Origin of the sequence: Gallionella capsiferriformans ES-2 (assembly GCF_000145255.1) — a bacterium.
Classification (GTDB): Bacteria; Pseudomonadota; Gammaproteobacteria; order Burkholderiales; family Gallionellaceae; genus Gallionella; species Gallionella capsiferriformans.
Genome location: NC_014394.1, coordinates 2,560,813 through 2,584,335 on the forward strand (window position 1 = coordinate 2,560,813; position 23,523 = coordinate 2,584,335).

General features: G+C 55.3%; 23 protein-coding genes. 3 read left to right on the plus strand and 20 right to left on the minus strand.

Annotation, left to right across the window (positions count from 1 at the left end; translation table 11 throughout):
- The first annotated feature begins 28 nt into the window (after positions 1–28).
- Positions 29–1,282 carry an RsmB/NOP family class I SAM-dependent RNA methyltransferase gene (locus tag GALF_RS11835; protein ID WP_013294302.1) on the plus strand — a complete coding sequence of 418 codons (1,254 nt, stop codon included), beginning with the start codon at positions 29–31 and terminating at the stop codon, positions 1,280–1,282.
- A gap of 120 nt (positions 1,283–1,402) precedes the next feature.
- Positions 1,403–3,490 (plus strand): methionine--tRNA ligase, encoded by a 2,088-nt coding sequence (gene metG, locus GALF_RS11840; protein ID WP_013294303.1) that lies wholly within the window; start codon positions 1,403–1,405, stop codon positions 3,488–3,490.
- Between the two features lie 50 nt (positions 3,491–3,540).
- Here metG and GALF_RS11845 read toward each other — a convergent pair whose 3' ends face one another.
- The 10 genes from GALF_RS11845 to GALF_RS11890 form a co-directional block, all read right to left on the minus strand.
- Entirely contained in the window at positions 3,541–4,056 is a 516-nt protein-coding gene (locus tag GALF_RS11845) for an NADH-quinone oxidoreductase subunit B family protein (protein ID WP_013294304.1), read from the minus strand.
- A 9-nt stretch (positions 4,057–4,065) separates the two neighbouring features.
- The gene (locus tag GALF_RS11850; RefSeq protein WP_013294305.1) at positions 4,066–5,610 is read right to left on the minus strand and encodes a hydrogenase large subunit; all 1,545 of its coding nucleotides are present in this window, start codon (positions 5,608–5,610) and stop codon (positions 4,066–4,068) included.
- A 4-nt stretch (positions 5,611–5,614) separates the two neighbouring features.
- Positions 5,615–7,072, minus strand: coding sequence for a hydrogenase 4 subunit F (locus GALF_RS11855; protein WP_013294306.1), 1,458 nt, complete (start codon positions 7,070–7,072; stop codon positions 5,615–5,617).
- A 132-nt stretch (positions 7,073–7,204) separates the two neighbouring features.
- The gene (locus GALF_RS11860) at positions 7,205–7,873 is read right to left on the minus strand and encodes a formate hydrogenlyase (RefSeq protein WP_013294307.1); all 669 of its coding nucleotides are present in this window, start codon (positions 7,871–7,873) and stop codon (positions 7,205–7,207) included.
- Complete coding sequence (locus GALF_RS11865) at positions 7,874–8,833, minus strand: respiratory chain complex I subunit 1 family protein (RefSeq protein ID WP_013294308.1); 960 nt, start codon at positions 8,831–8,833, stop codon at positions 7,874–7,876.
- Entirely contained in the window at positions 8,833–10,842 is a 2,010-nt protein-coding gene (hyfB, locus tag GALF_RS11870) for a hydrogenase 4 subunit B (RefSeq protein WP_013294309.1), read from the minus strand. The genes GALF_RS11865 and hyfB overlap by 1 nt, the downstream gene beginning before the upstream one ends.
- Before the next feature lie 190 nt (positions 10,843–11,032).
- A complete protein-coding gene (locus GALF_RS11875) occupies positions 11,033–12,172 on the minus strand; it encodes an FAD-dependent oxidoreductase (protein WP_013294310.1) in 1,140 nt (379 codons plus the stop codon).
- Between the two features lie 11 nt (positions 12,173–12,183).
- On the minus strand, positions 12,184–12,681 hold the full coding sequence (locus GALF_RS11880; protein WP_013294311.1) for a Dps family protein: 498 nt from the start codon (positions 12,679–12,681) through the stop codon (positions 12,184–12,186).
- Positions 12,682–12,755: 74 nt separating this feature from the next.
- The gene (locus GALF_RS11885; protein ID WP_013294312.1) at positions 12,756–12,920 is read right to left on the minus strand and encodes a rubredoxin; all 165 of its coding nucleotides are present in this window, start codon (positions 12,918–12,920) and stop codon (positions 12,756–12,758) included.
- Positions 12,921–12,940: 20 nt separating this feature from the next.
- Complete coding sequence (locus GALF_RS11890; protein WP_223293700.1) at positions 12,941–13,486, minus strand: rubrerythrin family protein; 546 nt, start codon at positions 13,484–13,486, stop codon at positions 12,941–12,943.
- Between the two features lie 51 nt (positions 13,487–13,537).
- Between GALF_RS11890 and GALF_RS11895 the strand changes: the two genes are divergently transcribed.
- The gene (locus GALF_RS11895) at positions 13,538–14,455 is read left to right on the plus strand and encodes a hydrogen peroxide-inducible genes activator (RefSeq protein WP_013294314.1); all 918 of its coding nucleotides are present in this window, start codon (positions 13,538–13,540) and stop codon (positions 14,453–14,455) included.
- 8 nt (positions 14,456–14,463) lie between these two features.
- Here the strand turns inward: GALF_RS11895 and GALF_RS11900 are convergent, their stop codons facing one another.
- From GALF_RS11900 to GALF_RS11940, 10 genes are all read right to left on the minus strand, one after another.
- The gene (locus GALF_RS11900) at positions 14,464–15,744 is read right to left on the minus strand and encodes a thioredoxin domain-containing protein (protein WP_013294315.1); all 1,281 of its coding nucleotides are present in this window, start codon (positions 15,742–15,744) and stop codon (positions 14,464–14,466) included.
- 107 nt (positions 15,745–15,851) lie between these two features.
- Positions 15,852–15,986, minus strand: a complete 135-nt coding sequence (gene cydX, locus GALF_RS15395; protein WP_013294316.1) for a cytochrome bd-I oxidase subunit CydX — start codon at positions 15,984–15,986, stop codon at positions 15,852–15,854.
- A gap of 12 nt (positions 15,987–15,998) precedes the next feature.
- On the minus strand, positions 15,999–17,135 hold the full coding sequence (gene cydB / locus GALF_RS11910; protein WP_013294317.1) for a cytochrome d ubiquinol oxidase subunit II: 1,137 nt from the start codon (positions 17,133–17,135) through the stop codon (positions 15,999–16,001).
- A 1-nt stretch (position 17,136) separates the two neighbouring features.
- The gene (locus GALF_RS11915) at positions 17,137–18,738 is read right to left on the minus strand and encodes a cytochrome ubiquinol oxidase subunit I (RefSeq protein ID WP_013294318.1); all 1,602 of its coding nucleotides are present in this window, start codon (positions 18,736–18,738) and stop codon (positions 17,137–17,139) included.
- Positions 18,731–19,021: a cytochrome oxidase putative small subunit CydP gene (gene cydP, locus GALF_RS16180; protein WP_396230352.1), complete on the minus strand. Its 291-nt coding sequence runs from the start codon at positions 19,019–19,021 to the stop codon at positions 18,731–18,733. Before cydP ends, GALF_RS11915 begins: the two co-directional genes overlap by 8 nt.
- Before the next feature lie 76 nt (positions 19,022–19,097).
- Positions 19,098–20,141, minus strand: a complete 1,044-nt coding sequence (arsB, locus tag GALF_RS11920) for an ACR3 family arsenite efflux transporter (RefSeq protein WP_013294319.1) — start codon at positions 20,139–20,141, stop codon at positions 19,098–19,100.
- Positions 20,142–20,157: 16 nt separating this feature from the next.
- Positions 20,158–21,906, minus strand: coding sequence for an arsenical pump-driving ATPase (arsA, locus tag GALF_RS11925; protein WP_013294320.1), 1,749 nt, complete (start codon positions 21,904–21,906; stop codon positions 20,158–20,160).
- Between the two features lie 20 nt (positions 21,907–21,926).
- A complete protein-coding gene (gene arsD / locus GALF_RS11930) occupies positions 21,927–22,295 on the minus strand; it encodes an arsenite efflux transporter metallochaperone ArsD (RefSeq protein WP_013294321.1) in 369 nt (122 codons plus the stop codon).
- An 11-nt stretch (positions 22,296–22,306) separates the two neighbouring features.
- Positions 22,307–22,804: an arsenate reductase ArsC gene (locus tag GALF_RS11935; protein WP_013294322.1), complete on the minus strand. Its 498-nt coding sequence runs from the start codon at positions 22,802–22,804 to the stop codon at positions 22,307–22,309.
- An 18-nt stretch (positions 22,805–22,822) separates the two neighbouring features.
- The gene (locus GALF_RS11940) at positions 22,823–23,143 is read right to left on the minus strand and encodes an ArsR/SmtB family transcription factor (RefSeq protein WP_041938506.1); all 321 of its coding nucleotides are present in this window, start codon (positions 23,141–23,143) and stop codon (positions 22,823–22,825) included.
- Positions 23,144–23,523 lie beyond the last annotated feature (380 nt).

The following is a 23,523-nucleotide window of genomic DNA, read 5'->3' on the forward strand; positions in this document are numbered from 1 at the left end:
CCCCTGAATCTTAAATACCGAAACTGCCATGCTGATTACCGAATACCGTCTTGACCTCGTCATCCTCGCGCTGCGCACCATTTTGCCGCTGGAACACCCCGCCGACACCACCTTGCGCTACTTTTTCAAAAACGAGCGCATCGGCTCTAACGAACGTGCCATCGTCGCCGAAACCGCATTCGGCGTATTGCGCCACCGCCTGTTGCTGGAAGCCGCCTGCGATGGAAAAGCCACGCCGCGCCGTATGGCACTGGCCTATCTGGTCAAATTCGGCGGTTACAACCTGCGCGAAATCCAGCCGGTATTAAAACGCGATGAGGCGGAATGGCTGGCAACGGCAAAATCCCTGCAATACGAAGGTCAGCCGCTCTCGATTCAGGCCGAACTGCCTGAATGGCTGATCGAAAAAATGCGCGCCTCCTACAGCGACGAAGACATCCTCACGATAGGTCAAGCCATGCAACTGGGCGCGCCGCTGGATATCCGCGTCAACACGCTGCTGGCGAAACGCGAAGAAGTCCTGCTGCAACTCGAAGCACAGAAAATCGACGCAACCGCGACCCCCTATTCGCCGATCGGCATTCGTCTCAGAGAAAAAATTCCGTTGAACAAGGATGAACTGTTCACAACAGGCAAAGTTGAAGTACAGGACGAAGGCAGCCAGCTACTGGGCTTTTTATTAGCGCCTAAACGCAATGACATGGTGGTGGATTTTTGTGCGGGCGCGGGCGGCAAGACGCTGATGCTCTCGGCGCTGATGAATTCTCAGGGCCGCTTGTATGCGATGGATGTCTCCGAAAAGCGTCTGGCCAATCTCAAACCCCGCCTGAAGCGCTCCGGCGCATCCAATATCCAGCCGATGCTGATCGCGCATGAAAACGATCTCAAGGTCAAACGCCTGTCGGGCAAAATTGACCGCGTGCTGGTCGATGCGCCGTGCAGTGGTCTGGGCACCCTGCGCCGCAATCCGGATTTGAAATTCCGCCAGTCGCCGCAAAGCATTGCTGAGCTGAACCAAAAGCAAACCGCAATCTTAGCCTCCGCCAGTCGCCTGCTGAAAAAAGGCGGTCGTCTGGTATATGCAACATGCAGCATCCTGCCCGAAGAAAATCAGCACATCGTCGAAGCCTTTCTAGCGGCCCACCCCGATTACAAATTGCTACCGGCAGGGGAAGTCTTGCAACAGCAAAAGATTCCGCTGGAGATGGGCGACTATCTGGAATTGCGTCCTAACCTGCATGCCACGGACGGTTTTTTTGCCGCGGTGCTGGAACGCATCTAAAACGAAAGCCCGCGCGACCAAAGGATACTTGCGACGGTGCTGCGATGCACCCGCAAGCAATTCGACGCCGGGACGCGCGATTTGCTAAAATGGCGCACTTTCAGAATCCGGCCTGTATCCATGACTCCTCGTAAAATCCTCGTTACCTCCGCCCTGCCCTATGCTAACGGCAGCATCCACTTAGGACATCTGGTCGAATATATCCAGACCGACATCTGGGTACGCTTCCAGAAGATGCAGGGCCACGAGGTGCATTACGTGTGCGCCGACGACACCCACGGCACGCCGATCATGCTGCGCGCCGAGAGCGAAGGCATCACACCCGAAGCGCTCATCGCGCGCGTCTGGCAGGAACATTACGATGATTTCGCGGCGTTTCACGTCGAATTCGATCACTACGGTTCAACCAATTCAGCCGAAAACAAGGTCTGCGCCGAATCCATCTACCTCGCCTTGAGGGAAAAAGGACTGATCGAAGTGCGCTCGATCGAACAGTTCTACGATCCGGTGAAAAACATGTTCCTGCCGGATCGTTTCATCAAAGGCGAATGCCCGAAGTGTCACGCCAAGGATCAGTATGGCGACAACTGCGAGGTATGCGGCGCGGCCTATGCACCGATCGAACTGATCAACCCGTATTCGGCCGTATCGGGCGCAGCGCCTGTGATGCGCAACTCGGATCACTATTTCTTCAAACTGTCTGCCGACACCTGCCAGCAATTTTTGCGCGAATGGACGCGTAGCGGTTCGCTGCAATCGGAAGCGGCCAACAAGATGCAGGAATGGCTGGGCGCGGAAGGGGAAAACAAGCTCTCCGACTGGGATATCTCGCGCGATGCGCCGTATTTCGGCTTCGAAATTCCGGATGCGCCGGGCAAGTATTTCTACGTCTGGCTGGATGCGCCGGTCGGCTACATGGGCAGCTTCAGGCAACTGTGCAACAGCAGGATGCAGGATTCAGGGTCGAGGATTGAGTTTGATGAATACTGGAAGCCGGATTCCACCACCGAGCTGTATCACTTCATCGGCAAAGATATTTTGTATTTCCATGCGCTGTTCTGGCCCGCCATGCTTGAGCACGCAGGTTTCAGAACGCCGACCAAGCTGTTCGCGCACGGGTTCTTGACCGTCAACGGCGAGAAGATGAGCAAATCGCGCGGCACCTTCATCACCGCGAAGAGCTATGTGGACAACATCAAAAACACCGAATATCTGCGCTATTACTACGCCGCCAAGATCAACGGCTCGATGGAAGATCTGGATCTGAATCTGGATGATTTCGTCGCCAAGGTGAATTCGGACCTGATCGGCAAATACATCAACATCGCCAGCCGTTGCGCGGGCTTCATCGCCAAAAAATTCGACGGTAAACTTGGGGCAACCGACCTTGCCGCCAGCGCAGAATTCCAAACCGCTTATGCCAGCGGTGAGATCGCGAAGAGTTTTGAGGCCCGTGATTTCGCACGTGCCTTACGCGAGATCATGCGTCTGGCGGATGTCGCAAATCAGTACATCGCCGAACAAAAGCCGTGGGAGCTGGCAAAGCAGGAAGGCGCTGAAGCGCAACTGCATATCGCCTGCTCCACCGCGATGACGCTGTTCCGCGACCTGACGCTGTATTTAAAACCCGTATTGCCTGTGCTGGCAGGTCAGGTCGAAGCTTTCCTCAATATCGCCCCCCTGATGTGGACGGGAGTATGGCAGGCGCTGCCCAACGGACACGGCATCAATACTTATCAGCATCTGGCCACCCGTCTCGATCCTAAGTTGATCGAAGCAATGAACGCCGCTAATATGGAAAGCTTAAAACCTGTGACTGAATCTCACTCAGAAACGCGCCATGCCGAAGCGCAGCAACACGCCATTACCCCAATCGCCGAGACGATTTCCATCGAAGATTTCTCTAAGATAGACCTGCGCGTGGCGATGATCGTCAATGCCGAACACGTGGAAGGCGCGGAAAAGCTGCTGAAACTGACACTGGATATCGGCGAGGCTGCGCCGCGCACGGTATTTGCCGGCATCAAATCCGCTTATGATCCGGCAGCGCTCAAGGGGCGTATGACGGTCATGGTCGCTAATCTCGCCCCGCGCAAAATGAAGTTCGGCATGAGCGAAGGCATGGTGCTGGCCGCCTCCGGCAGCACGCCAGGATTGTTCGTCCTGTCACCAGATGCGGGCGCGACACCGGGTATGCGCATCAAATAATCAAGGGTATTGATCCGGCTTTGTCATTCCTGAGCAATCGGGAATGACGACTATTTCCCTGCGCTGATCGCCGTCAAAATAGCCTGCAAAATCGCCACAGGGGTTGGCGGGCAGCCGCTGACGGCGACATCCACCGAAATCACATTGGCTATGTTGCCGCAGCTCGCGTAGTTGTCCGTCCCAAAGATGCCGCCGTTACAGGCGCATTCACCGATGGCCACCACCAGCTTCGGATCGGGCGTCGCCTCATAGGTGCGCTTCAATGCCACTTCCATGTGGCGCGACACGGGTCCCGTCACCAGCAGCATATCGGCATGACGGGGACTTGCGACGAACTTAATGCCTAAGCCTTCCAGATTGTAATAAGCATTGTTGACCGCATGGATCTCCAGCTCGCAGCCGTTGCACGATCCTGCATCGACCAGACGGATGCTGAGCGCACCGCCGAACGCATCCAATATCTGCTGCTGCAAGTGCGCAGGCGTCACCCGCAGCGATTCGTCAGGCTGCGGTGCGGCCTCGGTTTTAATGCCGGTTTTGATAATCTGCCTGATAATTTGATACATGACGTTCCTCTACAGATCGCAGCCTGAATAGCTCAGGTTGAACGATTTATTGATGAGCGGAAAATCCGGCACGATGTTGCCGATGATCGCGTGTTCGAGCACAGGCCAGTTTTGCCACGAAGGGTCGTGCGGATGCACACGGTCGAGATTGCCCGCTGCATCGGTATGAATCGCGACCATCACCTCGCCGCGCCAGCCCTCGACCATGCCGATCCCAAATCCATTCGCCGGCAGCGAGGTGAGCGGATACGCCAAATCGCCGGCACCCAGTAAATTAGCCATAATCTCGCGCTGCAAACGAAGCGACTCCAGCAATTCATCGAAGCGCACGTTAACCCTAGCCGCCACATCGCCGTTCTGATGCGTGGCCATCTGCACATCCAGCATATCGTAAGGCGCACAGGCGAACTGCGCGCGCATATCCCACGCCTGCGAACTGGCACGCCCGGCAAGCCCGCACACTCCCAGTTGTGCCGCCAGCTTGGGCGCAACGCGCCCCGTGCCGATAAAGCGATCCTGCACGCCGGCGTGTTCTTCGTAGAGTCGGCGCAACAGCCGCACCTCATGCTCCAGCATCGTGCATTCGTCGATCAGCACTTTTTTCCCCGCCTCGTCGAGGTCTGCACTCACACCACCTGGCACGACCACATCCATCAGATAGCGATGACCGAACAGCGCCGCATTGTGGCGCAGCACCTGCTCCTTCAAAATCCAGAACTGCGCGAAACCGAACGAAAAGGCGACATCATTGCCCAGATACCCCAGATCGCCCAGATGATTGGCAATGCGTTCCCGCTCCAGAAACAGCGCGCGCAGCCACAAGGCGCGATCGGGCGGCGTCTTGTCCGCGATACACTCCGCCGCCATCGCATAGGCCCACGCGTAGGCGACCGTACTGTCGCCGCTCACCCGTCCTGCGAGCTTTGCACCCTGCGACAACGACCTGCTTTCAAAGCGCTTTTCAATTCCCTTATGGGTATAGCCCAAGCGCTCTTCGAGGCGCAGCACTTTTTCACCGACCACGGAAAAACGAAAATGTCCCGGTTCGATGATGCCCGCATGCACGGGGCCCACCGGTATTTCATGCACGCCCTGCCCTTCGACGCGCACAAACGGATAGTCATCCTGATCTGAACGCAGCGCGGCCTGCGCATCGAAATCCTTGCGCAACGGGAAGCTATCAGACGCCCATGCGGCATGGCGCAACCAGCGGCGCTGATCGGCGGCCTGTAGTGCGGTCATTCCCAGCAAATCGTACACGGCGCGTTGCATGCGATTGGCGGACGGGAAAATACGGCTGATGTCGGGATAGCCGGGCGCTGTGTCAGGCAGTTGCAGGTTCAAGCACAACAACCCCGTTTGGGTAAGCAACAGCACGTGCAGCATAAACCCCGCCTCCCGCCTGTCGCGCCCCCAGATCGCCACCAGCCGACCGCCCGACTCGCTCACCTTGTGGCAAATCAGCTGCAAATCGCCCGCCACAATCTGCGCCTGCCAGGCGGGAATCGCGGTCGGGAACGGTATCAGTTGCAGATTGGGATGAAGGTTGTTCATAGCATTAACTCAACAGGGCGGCAGCCTGACGATACCAGTTCGCTAAATAGGCGGGCATATACAGCCCTAGGATTAGCACCAGCAGCAGGTGGATAAAAACCGGCAGCAGCGCGGGCGTATGCGGCAGCGGTTTGACGGTTGCCTGACCCAACACCATAGGCTGCACGCGGCCGAAAATCGCGGCAAACGCGATCCCCAACGCAACCAGCAAAAAGGGCGTGGTCCACGGATACTCGTGCATCGCGGTGGTGATGATCAAAAATTCGCTGGCAAACACACCGAATGGCGGCATGCCGAGTATCGCCAGCGTGCCCAACATCAGCCCCCATCCGACCGTCGGACTCACCTGCATCAGGCCGCGGATGCGATCCATCTGCTGGGTGCCGGATTTTTGCACCGCGTGCCCCACCGCAAAGAAAATCGCCGATTTGGTCAGTGAATGCATCGTCATGTGCAACAGTGCGGCAAACGTGGCCACCTTGCCGCCCATACCGAAAGCGAACGTGATCAGCCCCATGTGCTCGATTGAAGAATAGGCGAACATGCGTTTGATGTCTTTTTGGCGCGACAAAAACAGCGCGGCCACCACCACCGAGAGCAGGCCGAAACCCATCATCAGATTGCCGGCGAAGTGATTGCCAAGCGATCCGTCCACCAGCACCTTGCTGCGCATCACCGCGCACAGCGCGACGTTGAGCAGCAGACCGGACAGCACGGCGGACACTGGCGTCGGTCCTTCCGCATGCGCGTCCGGCAACCAACTGTGCAGCGGCACAAGGCCAATCTTGGTGCCGTAACCTACCAGCAAGAACACGAAGGCCAGTTTCAACACCGTGGGTTCGAGCGATCCTTTGACCTCATTGAGATGCGTCCACAGCAAGGCGGTGCCGCCATCGCCGATGACGCGCTCAGCGGCGAAATACAACAGGATGGTGCCAAACAGGGCCAGCGCGATGCCGACGCCGCACAGGATAAAGTATTTCCACGCGGCCTCTAAGCTCGCCGGCGTGCGGTACAGACTGACCAAGAGAACGGTGGTTAAGGTGGCCGCCTCCATCGCCACCCAGATGATGCCCATGTTGTTGGTGGTCAGCGCGACCAGCATCGTGAAGGTAAACAGCTGGTACATGCTGTAATACAAATGCAGCATCGAGGTCGAGAGTTTGCCGTGATGCTGCTCGATGCGCATGTAGGGGCGCGAAAACAAGGAGGTTGTGAAAGCGACAAAAGCGGTCAGTGCCACCAGAAACACATTGAACTGATCGATGAAAAACTGCTCGTTAAAAGCGGTCTGCGGGCCCGAATCGATCACTGCGATGCTCAGTAGAACGGAGGCGGCAAAGGTGCAGCCGCTCATCACCGAATTGAGTTCGGCAGCCCAAGCGCGTGCGCCGAATACCGCCAGCACGATGCCGCCTGTCAGAGGCATCACCAGCAAGGCCAATAGTTGCAGCTCAATCATTTGACACGACCTGAAAATCGTAGCGAGCGAGTCAAGAGCAAGATGCACGGAGCGCAGCGAACGAGGCATACCCAATGGGTAGACGAGAAGCGAGCACCTCGCAACGCCGCTATTGAATTGCGTAGTAGATTGTCAGGAGTTGTCATCTTTGAGCTTCTCCATGTGCGTGATATCCAGACTCTCGAAGGTCTCCCTTATCTGGAAGAAGAAAATCCCGAAAATAAACGTCGCCACCAGCACATCCAGTGCGATGCCGAATTCGACCACCAAAGGCATGCCCTGCGTTGCGCTGGTTGCGGCAAAGAACAGGCTGTTTTCCAATGACAGAAACGCGACCACCTGAGAGACCGCCTTGCGCCGCGTCAGCATCATCAGCAAGGACAGCAGCACGGAGGCCAGCGCGATGCCGATCAGCCCGCGCGTAATCCCTTCGGAGAGCTGCGAGATCGGCGCTGCCAGATTGAAGGAAAAAATCACCAGCCCGATGCCCACTAACATAGTCGTCGGGATGTTGATCAGCGTCTCCACGTCCCATCTGACATTGAGCTTGCGGATCAGCCTGTGTAACAGCCACGGCAGCAGCAGCACCTTGAGGATTAATGTCAGTCCGGCCGAATAATACAGATGATGTTGTGCGGTCGAATAGGCCACCACGAAGGTGCTGAGCGCCAGAATCCCGCCCTGCCAAGCGAACAGATTGATCAAGGAAAGAATGCGGCGCTGGGCGAGCATCGCGAACACCACCAGCAACATCAAGGAGGCGAGCAGGTTGACGAATTGCAATATCAGCGGGATCTGCATTTAAGCTCCCAGCAAAAAGTGAATCAAGAGGCCGAGCACCCCCAGCAAAAAGGCCGTTCCCAGAAATTCGGGTGCACGAAAAATGCGCATCTTGGCCATCAAGGCTTCGAGCAGCGCCAGCCCCGCCCCGGCTAGCAGCATCTTGCCACACAGCAATCCCAGTGCCCACGGCAGGCCTGCCCAGTTGCCCACTTCGATCATGCCGTGCGGCAGGAATAAGGCGATGCCGACGCTCAGATAGGCGAACAGTTTCAGGCTGCTCGCCCATTCGATCAGCGCCAGATGGCGCGCCGAATATTCCAGTATCATCGCCTCGTGTATCATCGTCAGCTCCAGATGGGTACTGGGGTTATCCACAGGAATACGCGCATTCTCGGCCAGTAGGATCATCACGAAAGCGATGCCGGCAAACGCTAAACTGGGGTACAGAATGAATTGATGATGGGCGAAGGTCGCGACGATGTGCGTCAGTTGCGTCGACTGACTGATCAGCGAGGCGGTAAACAGCACCATCAGCAAGGCGGGTTCGGCTAAGAATGAGACCAGCATCTCGCGCCGTGCGCCCATGCTGCCGAACGAAGTGCCGATATCCATTGCGGCCAGCGCAATAAACATCCGCGCCAGCGCGAACACGCCGACTAAGGCGATCACATCGGCCGCGCGGGAAAACGGTAAATCAACCGCGATGATGGGGATGATGGCGGCCGCCAGCCACATGCAGCCGAAGACGATGTAGGGCGTGATGCGGAACAACCATGAGGCGTTGTCGGCGATCACGGCATCCTTGTGAAACAGCTTATTGAGTACCCGGTAGGGCTGCAACAGGCCGGCACCGCTGCGATTTTGCAGCCACGCCTGACACTGACCGACCCAACCGGTTAAGAGGGGGGCTGCCAGCACCACCAGCAGCAACTGGGTGAGCTGAAAAATGATGCCTAAAATTTGTTCCGGATTTCTCATCACACGAACACCAGCAGCACGATCAGCGTCACGAAGGTATACGCCAGATACAGATGGATACGCCCGTGCTGCAACAGGGAGACCCAGCCGGAGAGTTTTTCAGTCAGCGCTTTTAACGGCAGATACAGCAAATACCAGAGTTTATCTTCACTGACCCCGTGATATTTCGGCTCCGTATCGAACGGCGTCGGCACTTCGTTCTCGATTTTGAAGAAGGGTTCGAAGATACGCCTGATCGGCTGCCCGAATCCTTCGGCGCTATCCTGCATGCGCGCGGTCTGCAGAGGATAACCACAGTCCCAGGCGGGGCCTCGCTTAGACCTGCCGTGATACAGGCGCCGCACCAAGAGGACGGTGAGCAGCATCACGCCCAGCACCGCCAGCAGGAAATAGAGCGGGCCGTAACTTGCCCGGTGCGTATCGACGGGGGCCAGGAACATCCAGTTGGCACTGGCATTGCCCAGATGCGCACCCAGCAGCAACTGCGACACGGCATCGATCTGCTGGATCACGAAGACGGGCGCCAGGCCCAGCAGCACACAACCCGCGGCCAGCCAAAGCAGCCCCGCGCGCTCCCAATAGTCCGCATCATGCGCCACTTTATGCGCGTTCTCGCGGCGCTGCCCCAGAAAAATCACGCCGTAGAATTTCACCATCACATAGGCTGACAGTGCTGCGGCCAGCACAATGCCCGCGGCCGCGACCGGCACCAGCATATTAACGTAGCTGTTAGGCAGTCCCGGTGAGAGCAAAAAAGCCTGCAACAGCAGCCACTCGGAGACAAACCCGTTGAGCGGCGGCAGACCCGATATGGCCAGCACGCCGACCAGCATCAGCACTGAAACCCACGGCATGGGGTGAATCAGACCGCCTAACTGCCCCATATTGCGCTCGCCGGTCGCATGCAAAATTGAACCTGTGCCGATAAACAGCAGACTCTTGAAAAACGCGTGGTTCATGCTGTGATACAGCGTTGCCGTCAGCGCCAGTGCCGCCAGCGTATGCTTGCCATACACATGAAAAATCAGCGTAAGGCCGATGCCGACCATCAGCAGCCCGATGTTTTCAATCGACGAATAGGCGAGCAGGCGTTTCATATCACCCTGAACTGCGGCGAACATCACGCCGAACACGGCGGTAATCAACCCCAGACCCAGCGCCAAGACGCCCCACCACCACAGTTGCGTGCCCAAAAGATCGAAGGTGACGCGCAAGAGTCCGTAGATTGCCATCTTGAGCATCACGCCGCTCATCAGTGCCGATACCGGAGACGGCGCGGCAGGATGCGCTTCCGGTAACCAGACATGCATGGGCAGCACGCCCGCCTTGGCGCCGAAACCCGCCAGCGCCAGCAAAAAGGCGACTGACGACCAGAAACCCGACAAGGTGACCTCGCGCATTGCGCCAAAAGTATACGCACCGATGCCGTGTCCCGCCTGCATCACGCCAAAGCTCAGCAGAATCGCCACCGCCCCGACATGTGCGATCAGCAGATATAAAAAACCGGCACGCCGGATATCTGGAATCGCATGATCGGTCGTGACCAGAAAATAGGAAGACAGCGCCATGGTCTCCCACGCCACCATGAAAAGATAGGCATCATCGGCCAGCAGCACAAGCGCCATGCTGGCCAGAAACAGGTGATATTCCAGACACAACAACCCCAGCACACGGCCGCGTGTTCTCTTGAAATATCCGGCTGAATACAACGAAATACCGAAGGAGGCGCCGCCCAGCAATATCAGGAAAAACGAGGAGAGTGCGTCAAGGCGCAAGTGGATCGGCAGATCAGGCAGTCCCAGCGGCAACACCGCGATATTGGCGACGCCGCCCAGCGCCGACAAACCGGTTGCAGCCAGCAGCAATGAAATACACGCGCTTAGCGGGAAAATCACGCGACAAATGACCTGCGGCGCACGTTGCAATGCCAGTCCAAGCAGGCCTTGGGCTATCCACAGCAAGATCACTGTGCACACAACATCGATCGGTAAAATACTAAATGCGTCCATCCGGAATTTTGGCTTGCCTCATTTTTGCCAACAAGCGCTGATTCTACTCCTCATGGCAGCCTATGCTCAATGAATAGCACAACGCCCATCCCATTTTAGCTGAACGTCTGGAATAGACCTGCCACAATCTGCGCCACCAGAGCGCTCGCTTATGAATTCCGGAAATCAAGACGCAAGATCACCGCCGCGCTTAGCCCATAGCCAGTTTTTTTGTCATTTCGTTGCGCTCCAGTGCATATTCACCCGTGAGCACAAATCCGAGCATCCTGTTTGCATTATTGAAAAATCCCATCTTCACCCCATTGCCGGAAGCCAAGGTTTGCCATGCACCAACGGCATCACGCGCCACGGGCGATACCACAATAGGATGCGCGGGGGTTTTAATCACGACCGGCATGGCAGGAAACTCGACTCGTGCATTTTCGTTGCTGAGAATTTTTGCCAGCGCACGTCCTGCATGCATGATAGGCAGCACAAATGGCAACACCCGGCCTTCTATTTCGGCGCAATCGCCCAGCGCAAATATCGCATCGTCATTGGTACGCAACTGATCATCTACCGCAATCCCGCGGTTAACAACGATGCCGGCCTCTTTTGCTAGTTGAATGCGCGGACGCAAGCCGATGGCGGATAACACCAGATCGGCATGGATGATCGTCGCATCAGTGAGGGTGAGGCTCTTGCCTGCGCCCATGGAGTCGATGCTTTCCACCGCAGTACCGAAACGCCAGCTTACGCCAAGCCGGGCCAGCGGTTCGAGGAGTTGTGCTCCTGCCTGCTCCGGCATCAGACTGGCGAGTGGATAGAGACTTGGATCGATCACGGTGACCGCATACCCGGTAGAGGCGAGATCATTGGCGAATTCACAGCCAATAAGGCCGCCCCCCATGATGGCGATCGATTTTGCCGTGTCCAGTTCATCGCGCAGTCTGGCGTAATCTGACAGGTCGTTCACTGATAATACGGATTCTGCCGCGTTGCCTTTGAGCGGAATGCGGATCGGGTCCGCACCCAACGCCAGCACCAGTTTGTCGTACTCAACAATGCCCGAAGTGGTATCCAATTGTTTTTTATCGCGATGAATAGCGCGCACCTCAGTATTCGCAAGCACGTTAATGCCAAGCTGCTGCGCCATGCCAGCCGCAGGCGTTAGCACCAGACTGGCTGCATCTTTTTTCTGTGCAAACGCATTCGACAACATGGGTTTGGAATAGCTGTCGGCATTATCGCGAGACACCAAAGTGACCGGAATTTCTCGATTGAGTTTGCGCAGTTCGCGGATCACGGCATAGGCGGCCAGCCCGCTTCCTATCACGACAATGGGCTTCACAATAATCCCCCTTATTCTTCTAGCAGACTGCGCAGCATCCACGCATTTTGTTCATGGATCATCATGCGTTGAGTCAGCAAGTCGGCAGTAGCCTGATCGCCTGCTTTTTCGGCAAGAGGAAACACCGCTCGTGCTGTGCGCACCACCGCTTCCTGACCTTCGACTAACTGACAGATCATTTCTCTTGCATTCGGCACACCCTCGCTTTCCTTAATCGTTGTTAGCCCGGCAAATTCTTTATAGCTACCGGGAGCGGGGTAGCCTAAGACGCGGATACGTTCTGCGAGCGAGTCAACCGCCAGCCAACTTTCGTTATATTGCGCCATAAACATCTGATGCAAAGTTTGAAACATCGGCCCTGTCACATTCCAATGAAAATTATGCGTCTTAAGATACAGGGTATAGGTGTCAGCCAGCATTCGAGACAGCCCGCCGGCAATTTTTTGCCGGTCTTTTTCAGACAGGCCTATATTGATTGGCAACGGCTTGTTGTTATTAACTTTGCTCATGATGTTCTCCTTTTTAGTAAGAGGCGGACTGATCCATAACCTTCGGCCAGCGAAAAATAATGGATAGTGACCTTCTAAACCTCGATCATTTCAAAATCAGCTTTCGCGACCCCGCAATCGGGACACGCCCAGTCTTCAGGAATGTCTTGCCACGCAGTACCCGGCGGGATGCCCTCATTGGGCAAACCCTCCACTTCGTTATAAACAAAACCGCAAACGACACATTGCCAAACTTTCATGGTGTTCTCCTTTATATACGTTAAGCAATTTTTGCCAAAACGGCGCTGTACTGATTGGCGTGGCGCTCTTCTACTTTGGCCAACGCCGCGAATCGCTTGGCTGCTTTCTCCAATGTCGCTTTAAAAATTTCAGCGTGCTCTTTCGATTCATCGATCTGTTGCTTAATTTCGCCTATGGCAGCGGCATGACCTTCTTGCTGTGCGGTTTTGAGGAAGCCGGGGTACATTTCACTGTATTCGTAAGTCTCGCCTTCGATGGCCATTTGTAAGCAGCGCGCCGTGCTCATTTCGGCTTTGGGATAAAGCAAATCAAGATGCCCCATTGCGTGCTGCACTTCCTGCGCGGCGGTTTCTTCAAAAACACGTGCAACCTCTTCATGTCCTTCCGCGCGTGCAATTTTGGCGAAGTAGCGATACTTGGCATGTGCCATAGATTCACCGGCAAAGGCGGCCTCAAGATTAGCCCTCGTTTTAATTTCAGGTCGTTGCATGTTGTTCTCCTGTTGAATTGAAAAGGTGTTGCTGCCCACGTCTGCAATGTATGCCTTGCACAGCCATAAATCCAATTGATTGTTTTAGCAAAGCTGATTTACTATTCAAATCACACTGGAGGAATCATGACACTGAATGAACTGCGTTTTATTGTCGCTGTCGCGCAAGAGCGGAATTTTCGCCGCGCTGCAGAAAAATCTTTTATCAGCCAGCCCGCGCTGTCACTGGCGATACAAAAGCTCGAAGAAGAGTTGGGGCTAAAGATTTTTGAGCGCGGCAAGAGCGAAATCACGATGACGGCGATCGGCAATACCATTATTGAACAGGCGCAGCGCGTATTGGAAGAAGCGGAGCGTCTTCGCGAAATGGCCAAACAAGGCAGCAATCAGCTCGCTGTGCCGTTGCGTATCGGCATTATTCACAGCGTTGCCCCCTATTTGTTGCCCGATTTAATTCCCGCTCTGCAAGCAATCGCCCCTGAACTCTCGCTGGAAATTGAAGAAAATATTACGGCCAATTTGGAGGTTCTGCTGCGTAACGGCATGCTGGACGTCATAGTGATTGCCCTACCCTTTGGTGATTCTGGCATTCTCACCCATGCACTGTATGACGAAGCGTTCGAGGTCGTCGTACATAGCAAACACGCCTGGGCCGCTCGACACAGCATTCACGCTCAAGAGTTGGCCGGAGAAAACGTGCTGCTGCTCGATTCCGGCCACTGCTTCAGCAATCAGGTAGCAGAAGTGTGCCCTGAGCTCAACCGCAAAGGAGTGAATACTAAAAAGGGCACTTCACTGGAAACCATACGCAATATGGTTGCGTCCGGTTTGGGCATTACCGTGTTACCGGCATCGGCGAACGGCCCGCGCTATCACAGCCCTTTGCTCAAAGTGATTCCTTTTGCTGCACCGATACCCTCGCGGCGCATCGCTTTAGCATGGCGTAAAAGCTTTCCCCGCACTCAGGCAATTGATGTGTTAATAAACGCGTTTTCGCAGACTGCTATTATTGGCATCCAAGCATTAGTCAAACCGCTTACTTGACGGCCGGCTCATATCTTTTTTCCGCTCAGACGCGCGACAATCAACGTGATGAGCACAGCCACACCAAGCAGGCTGAGAGTCATCGCCATATTGTTTAAACGTTCCGGGGCGAGCAGCAGCAATGCCCCCAACTCCAGCATCATGGTGCCGGACAACAGCTTCAACAGCCTTCCTTCCCGTTCCGTCAGCTTGCGTGCGCCCATGCCATATGTGAAAACCAGCACGATCAGCGCCAGCGGAATCACGTAGATGAAATTGTACAGAGCCAGATACAGATAGCGTCCGGCGGGCGACAATTCGTTCAGCGTCAGCAAACGGGTATAGACCATGGGGAAACCGGCCGTGCACAGCAGTTCGTAGAAATTGGCGGCAATTGCCAAAAATACCGTTGCGGCGAGCATCGCCGGAAAATTGCCGGCGCCGATAATGGCACGAGCGCGGCGATAGATGTCAGGCTTGCGCGATTCCGGGATAGACAAGGTAATTCCTTTTTCGAAGACGAAGAAGTCCTTAATATTGACGATACCGACAAACACCGCCAGTACGCCGGCGGCCAGCGTCACCCAGACGAGATTTCCGAGCAACTGGAATAGGTTCAACCAGGCTGCCATGAAGGCGAAATACATCAGCCCGGAGCACAACACGAAGATTCCACCGATGGCGAGCATGCGTTTACGGCTCTTCTGGTGCACCAGCAGTGACAGCAGGAACAACAACACGAAGAAGGCGCAGGGGTTGAAGGCATCCAGTCCGGCAATGGCGATGGTCAGCAACGGCAGGGAAAAATGCCGCTGATCGATCTCGCCCAGCACGGGAAGGGAGACGCCAGTAGCGGGTGCGACGTTGCCCGCAGGTACACCATCGTGGCAGGCATCGAGACGGCGCAAGATGTCGCCCCCCGTGGTTTGCGCATCGTCCCAGCCAACATGCATCTCGCCGCAGAACAGCAGGGCCGGAACCGAAACCGCTTGCTGCCCCATTTGCGCTGCCATCGTTTCGTATTGCCGTGCATGCTCAGGGTGGCGCGTCACTTCCAGAGTATGCAGCGATATCCAAGGGCGTCCAGCCGGAATTGCCTCGACGAAAGGCCGCGCTTCCAGACAGTGAGGGCATGTGAGCGACCAGAAAAAATAAAGCTGTACTTGAGGCTGATTACCCGTCTTTTCCTTAATCCAGACCTCATCCGCTTGCGCCATGACTGGCATCGCCCAGAGCAAGGCAAGCATTACCAGTAGATTCCGCCAGTACAAGGCCACTTTAGAATCAATGTGAATAAGCAGTTTTTTCATTTTTAACCAACACGCATGCGTATCTCAATATAGGCCCTGAGCTTATGATTCATGCTGAAAAGCCATCTCGCGAAGCGGATGGTTTCGATCGACTCGACGATTGTTTCCTAACGCAGTGAGTGCAGGCCTGCTCGATCATGCCCGCGGATCTGGGCACACTCCTGCGCCTCATACCACATCGCATTGAGCACAGCGAACATGACAGCGGCAGACACGCCTAGAACCCAAGCGAAGTACCACATGATATTTCCTTTCTAATAGACAGAGTGATCGTTGGCTTCGATGTGCGCGACGGTGATCTTGCCGCGCATGATCCGGTAAGCCCAGCCAGTGTAGACAATAACGATGGGGGTCATGATCAGCGCCACCCAGAACATCAGGCTCAGGGTACGCTGGCTGGAGACACAATCCCAGACGGTCAGACCATGGGATGGCATGGAGCTCGAAGGCAGTACAAAGGGAAACATGGCGACCCCGGCGGTGAAAATCACCGCCAGCATCGCCACCGAACTGGAGATGAACGCCATCACGCCCTTCAACTTCGATGCGAATCCCATGCCGCCCAGCGCCGCCGTAAAACCCAGCGCCGGAAAGACCCACAACCAGGGCAGCTTATTGAAATTGGCAAGCCATGCACCCGCCTGCATTTCCACCACCTTACCCGTCGGACTCTGCACCGCCCCCGTTTCTGGGCCGGAAATCAGGGTGTAGCCCTGCATACCCATGATCAACAGCCCGCACAGCGCAAATACCACTACCATCAGTGCGCCGAATAGCAGCGAGGCACGACGGGCACGCTGCTGGATCTCACCTTCGGTACGCACAATCAGGTAATTGGCACCGTGAAAAGCAAACATGCTCAGGCTGAGTACACCCGACCATAACGCGAAGGGATTGAGCAAGGCCCAAAAGGTGCCGGTGTAAATGGAGCGCATGTTGTCCTCGTAGTAAAAGGGGACGCCCTGCAAAACGTTTCCGAAAGCAACGCCAAACAGCAAGGCCGGCACCGCAGAGCCGACGAAAATTCCCCAATCCCAGCCAGCGCGCCAGCGCGGATCGGCCACTTTACTGCGGTAATCAAAGCCCACCGGACGGAAAAACATCGCCCACAATACCGCCATCAGCGCGAAATACAGCCCCGAAAAGGCGGTCGCATAGACCAGCGGCCAAGCGGCGAAAATCGCGCCGCCCGCCGTGACAAACCAAACCTGATTGCCGTCCCAGTGCGGCGCCACGCTATTGATCAATACGCGGCGCTCGCTGTCGGTTCTGGCGACAAAAGGCAGTAGCGTGCCCATTCCCATGTCATGCCCGTCCATCACTGCGAAGCCCACCAGCAAAACACCTACCAGCAACCACCAGATCAATTTAAGCGTTTCATAATCAAGCATGTCAGAACTCCTTTCCAGAAACGGGAGCAGACACCGCACCCGTGGTCGCGTCGCCACCGGACTCGAAGTAGTATGCGCCCGTGCCAAGGCTGGATGGCCCTAGACGCGCGTACTTGAACATCAGGAAAAGCTCCGCCGCCAGCAGCAGGGTATAGAAAATGAAAAAGCCGCTCAGCGACAACAGTACCTCGTTGGCCGACAAGCTAGAAACAGAAAGGTGCGTGGGCAGCACGCCATAAACCGTCCACGGCTGGCGTCCCACTTCGGCGACTATCCAACCCACCTGAGTGGCAACCCAGGGCATGGGGATAAACCACAACGCCCAGCGCAACAACCAGCGCTTGTGTTCAAAGCTATTCGTGGCAGCGGCCCAGAAGGCAATGGCGAACAGGACGATGAAGGAAAATCCCAGCGCGACCATGATACGGAAGCTCCAGAACAGGGGCGCAACAGGCGGAATAGCGTCATCCACGGCGTGCGCCACCATTTCCGGCGTAGCATGCGCAACATCCGTCGTGTATTTCTTCAGCAACAAGCCAAAGCCTAGATCGTCTTTGTGGGCCGCAAACTGCATATCAGCCCCGACATCGCCTTTATCCTTGCGCACCCGCTCCATCGCGCTTACGGCGATGGCGCCGCTTTCGATTCGCTGCTTGAGCGTCACCTCCAACTGATCGATGCCGGGCAGCACCTTGTCGCTGGAACGGGTTGCGATGAGGCCCAGCAAATAGGGGATCTTCACTTCCGCATGGTTGATGTGCGCCGCCTCGTCAGGAATGCCGAACAGGGTGAGTCCCGCTGGCGCGGCTTCGGTCTTCCACATCCCTTCCATCGCCGCCAGCTTGGTCTGTTGGTGTTCGGTGACGGAATAGCCGGATTCGTCGCCCAGCACGACGACCGATAAGGCAGAGGCCAAGCCAAAGGCAGCGGCGATGCGAAATGATCGACGAGCGAATTCCAGATCACGTCCCTTGAGCAGATACCAGGAAGAAATACCCAGCACGAATACCGAAGCGGTCACGTAGCCGGACGACACGGTATGCACGAACTTGGCCTGAGCCGCCGGGTTGAATACCAAGTCCCAGAAGCTGGTCAACTCCATGCGCATCGTAATCGGGTTAAATTCCGCCCCAACCGGATTCTGCATCCAGCCGTTGGCGATCAGAATCAGCACCGCCGATAGATTCGATCCTATCGCCACCAGACAGGTGACGGTCAAGTGCCCGACCTTTGACAGTCGATCCCAAGCGAAGAAAAACAGGCCCACCATGGTGGATTCCAGAAAAAATGCCAACAGGCCTTCAATCGCCAACGGCGCACCGAAGATGTCGCCAACGTAATGCGAGTAATACGCCCAGTTAGTGCCGAATTGGAATTCCAGGGTCAGGCCGGTCGTCACGCCAAGCGCAAAATTGATACCGAACAGCTTCCCCCAAAATTTGGTCATGTCGCGATAGATCTGCTTGCCTGTCATGACATAGACGGTTTCCATGATGACCAGAATGAACGACAGACCTAAGGTGAGGGGAACGAATATGAAGTGGTAGAGCGCAGTCATGGCAAACTGCAGGCGAGCAAGATCTACGGCGACAGGATCAATCATGGTTATTCCCCGTTGAAGTTATTGAAGCATCTTGCGTCACACCGGACATGCGTTCCGCTACTGAATTAGCAATGGTTTGTTTGTCGGGTGCATGCGAGAAAAAAACCCACCACAATAGCAATAGCAAGGCGATCTTTAGCAATAGGGCCAAGCAGATTTCCCTCGCCAGTGCGGGCCGCCCGCATCGTTTGATGTTGTGCATTGCATGCCATTTTTCTGAGCAAGATCTATTTTTCATGCCTGAGCCTTCGTCAACTCGATCATGCTTTCGCTTAACCCGCATTCGCCAGGCGACCGTTCGTCACAGACAATAAGCTAGCCTCGTGAGCAGGCCAGGCGCCAGTGATGCGGGGGGATTGTCATCGGGATATCCGTAACGAAGCGTCCTTGTTCTCGTACCAACCCTTGCTGCGTTTTACGAGGTAGACCACGCTCAACATCACAGGCACCTCAATCAATACGCCGACAACCGTTGCCAAGGCGGCACCAGATTCGAAACCGAACAAGCTGATTGCCGCAGCCACTGCCAACTCAAAGAAGTTCGAGGCGCCGATCAACGCTGAAGGGCCGGCCACGCAATGCGCTTCACCCACACGGCGATTCAGCCAATAGGCCAAGGCCGAGTTGAAATAAACTTGAATCGTGATCGGTACAGCGAGCATGGCAATGATGAGGGGATGTTCGACGATGGCGCTGCCCTGAAAGGCGAACAGCAACACCAAGGTCAGCAGCAGCGCGGAGATTGACCACGGGCCGATTTTTTCCAGCGTCTGGTCGAAAACAGCTTGTCCTTTGCGCAGCAGTAACCGGCGCAATAGTTGCGAGAGTATGACCGGGATCACGATGTACAACACCACCGACACCAGCAACGTATCCCACGGCACCACGATGGCGGAAAGCCCGAGTAACAAGGCGACCAGCGGCGCGAAAGCGAACACCATAATGGCGTCGTTCAGGGCGACCTGACTCAAGGTGAACAGCGGCTCACCATTAACCAGACGGCTCCAGACAAACACCATCGCGGTACAGGGGGCCGCCGCCAGCAATATCAGACCCGCCACATAACTGTCCAATTGCGCTGCGGGTAGATACGGCGCGAACAGGTGCCTGATGAATATCCAGCCTAGTAGCGCCATCGAAAAGGGCTTCACAGCCCAGTTGATAAAGAGCGTTACGCCGATGCCGCGCCAATGTTTGCCGACCTCATGGAGCGCGCCAAAATCAATGCGCAGCAGCATGGGAATAATCATGACCCAAATCAGCAGACCGACCGGAATGTTAACCCGGGCGATCTCCAGCGTACCTAACCAGTGGAACGGCGCAGGAAAGAACTGTCCCAGCACGACGCCTGCGATGATGCACAGAAAAACCCACAGCGTCAGATAGCGCTCAAAGATACTCATGATTTAATCCTAATATTTATATCGGTTTGACCAGCGCTCGCAGCGCGGCAATCCCGACCGGCTCCTCAGCCTGAACCGGCACAACTGCAATCCGCTTGGAATGCTGTTGTTGTACGGCCTCCAGTTGCGCCCATTCATGTTCAGCCCGCAGCGCCAGCAATGGTGAAGCAGGATGGGCGGCGGCCAGGCTTTGATTAACGATCCATGCCCAAGGCTCAATACCGGCACGCCGCAAGTCCTGCTGCAAGCTCGCCGCTTCCAGAACCGGTGTCGTTTCAGCCAAGGTCACAATCAGTATGCGTGTGTGCTCTTGATTCTGAAGTTGCATCATCGGGGTCGTGAAGTGACTATTTTCCTTCATGTTGCGTGCGACTTCGCGGTGGTAAGCACCGGTCGCATCCAGCAACAGCAAGGTGTGCCCGGTCGGTGCGGTATCCATCACCACGAAGGCATGATTCGCTTCTCGAATGGCGCGGGAAAACGCCTGAAAAACGGCAATTTCTTCAGTACAGGGTGAGCGTAAATCCTCTTCCAGCAACGCACGCCCTGGCGCATCTAGCTCCTTGCCCTTGCTTGCCAGCACATTCTGGCGATAGCGCTCAGTCTCAAGACGTGGATCGATACGGCTCACGCTCAAATTTGCCATTTCGCCATGCAAGGTATCGGCAAGATGCGCGGCAGGATCGGAGGTCGTAAGATTGACCGTATGCCCGCGCGCAGCCAGTTCAACTGCAATTGCGGCAGCCAAGGTGGTCTTGCCCACGCCACCTTTACCCATCAGCATGATTAAGCCATGTCCGTTTTTTTCAAACTCATCGATCAAACCGGCTAGATTGGGGAGTTCGACATCGCGATGCATAAGGGCCGCGGGTGAACTGACCGGACTGTCGCTCAGCAAGGCACGCAAAGCTTCCACCCCCACCAAATTAAAAGGCAACAAGCTGCGCCTATCGGTTGTTAAATTGCGTAATGCTTCAGGCATGGTGTCCAACGCATTCCGTTCGCGCCGGAAGATAGCCAATGCCACCGGATCAGTAGTTTCACTTTCGGGCATACAGCCATTCACGACCAGATACGGGTCGGCAAAACCGATATGTGCCAATTCTTCGCAGGTGCGGGCGGCCTCCTGCAAGGTCGAGCGCTGTGCTCGCGCAACCAGAATCAGCCGTGTGCGGCGAGAGTCCGACAACACGGCAACGGCATCGCTGTAGCGCTGACGCTGTTTCTCCAGTCCTGCCAGCGGGCCAAGACAGGACGCATCCCCTTTGCCCGCATCCAAAAAACCCGTCCAGGCACCCGGCAATTGCAGCAACCGAATCGTGTGCCCTGTCGGTGCCGTATCGAAAATGATGTGATCAAAACCGTCCGTCAAGACGGTGTCGGTCAGCAATGCGGTGAATTCATCGAACGCCGCAATTTCAGTGGTACAGGCACCAGACAACTGCTCTTCTATCCCTCGGACAACCGCCTCCGGCAGTACGCCACGGACAGGGCCTACGATACGGTCGCGGTAGGCCTGGGCTGCAGCCTGCGGGTCAATTTCCAGCGCGGACAAATTGGGCACCACAGAAATAGGCGTAATGGTGTTGCCAATCGTGACACCGAACACCTGCCCTACGTTCGAAGCAGGATCCGTGCTCACCAGCAACACCCGCCGACCGCCATCGGCCAGACGAACAGCCGTGGCGCACGCAAGAGACGTTTTACCGACACCGCCTTTGCCGGTGAAAAACAGAAAGCGCGGTAAATTCTTTAGCATTTTCATCGCATTGACCCTGCAGTTTATTAGCAGCACTTGCTACCGGAGCAGCAGGCTTTCACTTCTGAGGTAGCCGCATCAGCGAGGGTAGCGGAAAGACCGGCAAAGCGCGCCAGTTCATTTCGTGTCGGATAGCGTCCCGCCAGTGCAATCTCACCATCGACCAATATCAGCGGCAAACCTTCAGCGCCTGATCTTTCCAGAAAAGCCTTGGCAACCGCGTTATTAACAAAATCCATCGGTTGCTGTGCCAGATTAAAACGCTCGATCTGACCACCCGACTGTTTCAACCAATCCACGTCAGCGCTGAAATTGACCAAGGACTGATCGACCTCAGTTCCGCACACGCCGGTACTGCAACACAATGCGGGATCAAATACCTGTAGTTTTTTCATGAGCAACTCCTTTAGTCTTGGATACGGCCGATCTCAGACAGCTTTTCTTTCAATACCATTTTGTCCAGTTTTTCGAATGGCAATGCCATGAATAACTGAATACGGCGAGCCAATTGCTCAGCGGCTTTATTGAATGCGGCACGACGTGCTTGATCCCCTTCGATATGCGCCGGATCAGGAATACCCCAGTGTGCCGTCGCAGGCTTGCCTAACCAGAGCGGGCAAGCTTCACCCGCTGCATTGTCGCAGACGGTGAAAATAAAATCGAATTCAGGCGCGCCGGGGGCGGCAAACTCATCCCAGCTCTTGCTGCGCAGCCCTTCCGTGCTATGGCCGTTGGCATTCAGCCATTCCAGCGCGCCCGGATTGACTTTCCCGGCAGGTCTGCTCCCCGCACTATACGCCTTGAATTTGCCGCGACCCAGTGTATTGAATAACACTTCCCCCAAGATACTGCGTGCGGAATTGCCCGTACACAAAATCAATACGTTATATTGCTTTTCACTCATTTTGTAACTCCTAAATTATCAACAAATTTTATCCGGCACTTTGCAGGCCGCCGGGTCGCCTCCGCAACAGTTCTCAGTCAAGTAGGCCACCATGCCATTCATGACCTCGAAATTTGCCGAGTAATAAACAAAACGACCGTCCTGCCGACTCTCGATCAGCCCCGCATGACTCAGCGTTTTAAAGTGAAATGACATAGTGGCCGCAGAGGCATTAAGTTTCTCAGCGATTTGTCCTGCCGCCATTCCTTCCGGGCCGGCGGCAACCAACAACCGATACACTCCCAGGCGTGTGGATTGCGCAAGCGCTGCCAAAGCCTTAACTACCTGCGTGGATTCCATCATATATTTTAATTATTAAACAATTATTAAATCGATTGACTGATTAGAGCATTAAATCATCTGGCATGCAACAGCATGCGGCTGCACAAAGTCACTTTGACGATTTTTTAGATTAAGTACGACATCGCCTTAATAAATCCGCCACTACAAAAGGATCAACAAAGAAAAAGCCCATGTTTACATGGGCTTTTTCTTAAAACTTTACAATATACGTCGCAGGTATTTTTTAAAACGGCAATTAGGACGTTTATCTATACATGGGTGAGTGAGTAAAATAATTTCCCGTTTAATTTCAAAAAGATACAAATAGCAAAATTAAATATTTTCAACATTAACTATCAGCATTGTTGATTGCACGCCATTTTTGAACTATTTTTGCT